This is a genomic window from Variovorax sp. 01T439_2 (assembly GCF_056398445.1).
Genome location: NZ_JBFTPJ010001070.1, coordinates 1 through 1860, shown reverse-complemented (window position 1 = coordinate 1860; position 1860 = coordinate 1). Strand labels below are relative to the sequence as shown.

Annotated in this window: 1 protein-coding gene and 11 tRNA genes; all 12 read left to right on the top strand. The window is 58.4% G+C overall.

Annotation, left to right across the window (positions count from 1 at the left end):
- Positions 1 to 228 (top strand): hypothetical protein (locus AC1DOC_RS31990; RefSeq protein ID WP_478131366.1); only part of this gene is annotated, 228 nt, incomplete at its 5' end.
- Positions 229 to 468: 240 nt separating this feature from the next.
- Positions 469 to 545 (top strand) — tRNA-Gly (locus tag AC1DOC_RS31985).
- A gap of 149 nt (positions 546 to 694) precedes the next feature.
- Positions 695 to 779: transfer RNA gene (locus tag AC1DOC_RS31980), tRNA-Leu, on the top strand.
- 10 nt (positions 780 to 789) lie between these two features.
- Positions 790 to 865: transfer RNA gene (locus tag AC1DOC_RS31975), tRNA-Trp, on the top strand.
- A 25-nt stretch (positions 866 to 890) separates the two neighbouring features.
- Positions 891 to 967, top strand: a tRNA-Thr gene (locus AC1DOC_RS31970).
- Between the two features lie 13 nt (positions 968 to 980).
- A tRNA-Glu gene (locus AC1DOC_RS31965) sits at positions 981 to 1057 on the top strand.
- 26 nt (positions 1058 to 1083) lie between these two features.
- Positions 1084 to 1162 (top strand) — tRNA-Met (locus tag AC1DOC_RS31960).
- 38 nt (positions 1163 to 1200) lie between these two features.
- Positions 1201 to 1278, top strand: a tRNA-Gln gene (locus AC1DOC_RS31955).
- 21 nt (positions 1279 to 1299) lie between these two features.
- Positions 1300 to 1376 (top strand) — tRNA-Pro (locus tag AC1DOC_RS31950).
- Between the two features lie 93 nt (positions 1377 to 1469).
- Positions 1470 to 1558, top strand: a tRNA-Ser gene (locus AC1DOC_RS31945).
- Positions 1559 to 1578: 20 nt separating this feature from the next.
- Positions 1579 to 1654 (top strand) — tRNA-Asp (locus AC1DOC_RS31940).
- A 65-nt stretch (positions 1655 to 1719) separates the two neighbouring features.
- Positions 1720 to 1797, top strand: a tRNA-Arg gene (locus AC1DOC_RS31935).
- Positions 1798 to 1860 lie beyond the last annotated feature (63 nt).

Sequence of the window (1860 nt, the reverse complement as noted above, 5' to 3'; positions counted from 1 at the left end):
ATCGAGAACTCGCCAACCACTGGAACCATCGTGAACGCAAACCTGAGCTCACTGAACCATCGACCCGCATCGGGCCGGACGTTCGTGCGCGTCTTGTTTTGTGGTGGCAGCAACCTGACGACATTCAAGATGCATTCGCAGCTGAACTCCTTTCCCGCGATTCCGGCCAGCTTGTGGCTCGGACAGCAGTACGAGGATCAGCCGCACCCGGGTGGAGGTAGCGCGTAGGCGCGCACCTTCCAAGCTCTCTCGCCAGAGGCCCGGATTCCCAAGTGGATTCCGGGCCTTTTTGTTTTTTCCGTGCGGATCGAACCGCACACAACCGCGAACGGCACCTGGTGCCGGCCGCCACTGCAGTGATCGCGCTGCCGTGAACTCACCCGCCGAGTGGCGCCGGTGGGTGATCCTTAAAAATTTGCCGCGAGTCGCGCCCCTCACTGGTGGGGCCAACAACTCGCAAAAAAACTTGCAGCCGTAGCTCAGCCAGGTAGAGCGCAACGTCGCCAACGTTGAGGCCGAGGGATCAAAGCCCTCCTGCTGCTCCATTTCGGGTGTGCCTTTGCAGCACCTCCAGAGGCCAACCGCGTCGGCGGCCTGGAGGGATGTGCACGGTCTGGACCCAGCCATGTGCAGCGATGTCGACGTGGGCGCGCAAGCGCCCGAATCGCGTGAAGACACAACCGAAATGGAACCACCCCCGATGGCGGAACTGGTAGACGCACCGGTCTCAGAAACCGGGGACGAAAGTCATGCAAGTTCGAGGCTTGCTTGGGGGACCACCAGCTTCTTGAGTGCCTAGTTCAACTGGCAGAACACCGGTCTCCAAAACCGGCGGTTGAAGGTTCGACTCCTTCGGTGCTCGCCATTTCTCGTAGCACGGACAAAGTTTCGTCCGCATAGCTCAGCTGGTAGCAGCGCTCGCCTTGTAAGCGAGAGGTCGTCCGTTCGATTCGGACTGCGGGCTCCATTCGCAGATTCATGTCGTATTCGTCTAGTGGCTTAGGACGCAAGGTTTTCATCCTTGTAGACGCGGGTTCGAATCCCGCATACGACTCCACATCGACATTCATCAGCATCACACACAGCGCGGTRGGGGAGCCTGGCCGTCCCCGCGAGTTTCATACGCTCGAGATCGCAAGTTCAAATCTTGCTCGCGCAACCATCGCTTTCTGTCAACTCAAGGTTRGCGCAAATGCATACAGACCGTTCGCCAAGCTGGACTAAGGCACCTGACTTTGACTCAGGCAATCGCACGTTCGAATCGTGCACGGTCTGCCAGTAAATTGATCGAAAGAAAATCCGTGTTTGGCGCAGTCTGGTAGCGCATCTGGTTTGGGACCAGAGGGTCGCAGGTTCGAACCCTGCAATACGGACCAACACAAGAGCGAGACAGGGCGATGCAGATCGTTCTCTCGTGGAAACCGGACGCAAAAATTGGGCGTCGCCGGAACTCGTAACCGGACACCATTGGAGCATTGGCCGAGAGGTCCAAGGCAGCGGCTTGCTAAGCCGTGGCCGCGCAAGCGGCTCGTTCGTTCGAATCGAACATGCTCCGCCAGTTTCTTCACCACATACAGTGATCCGTTAACTCAGCGGCCAGAGTGCCTCCCTGTCCAGGAGGAAGCCAAGGGTTCAACTCCCTTACGGATCGCCACCCACCCACCACGCACGAGCGTTCGACTCGCTCCGCATCCGCCAATTTCTCCAAGTCATTTCCCTCCCGCGTTAGCTCAACTGGATCAGAGCACCGGCCTACGAAGCCGGGGGTTGCACGTTCGAATCGTGTGCGCGGGGCCAAACATCTCACACGCGGTTCTTTTCTTTTTTTCCTCGGTAGCTCAGTTGGTAGATGCACCGCAC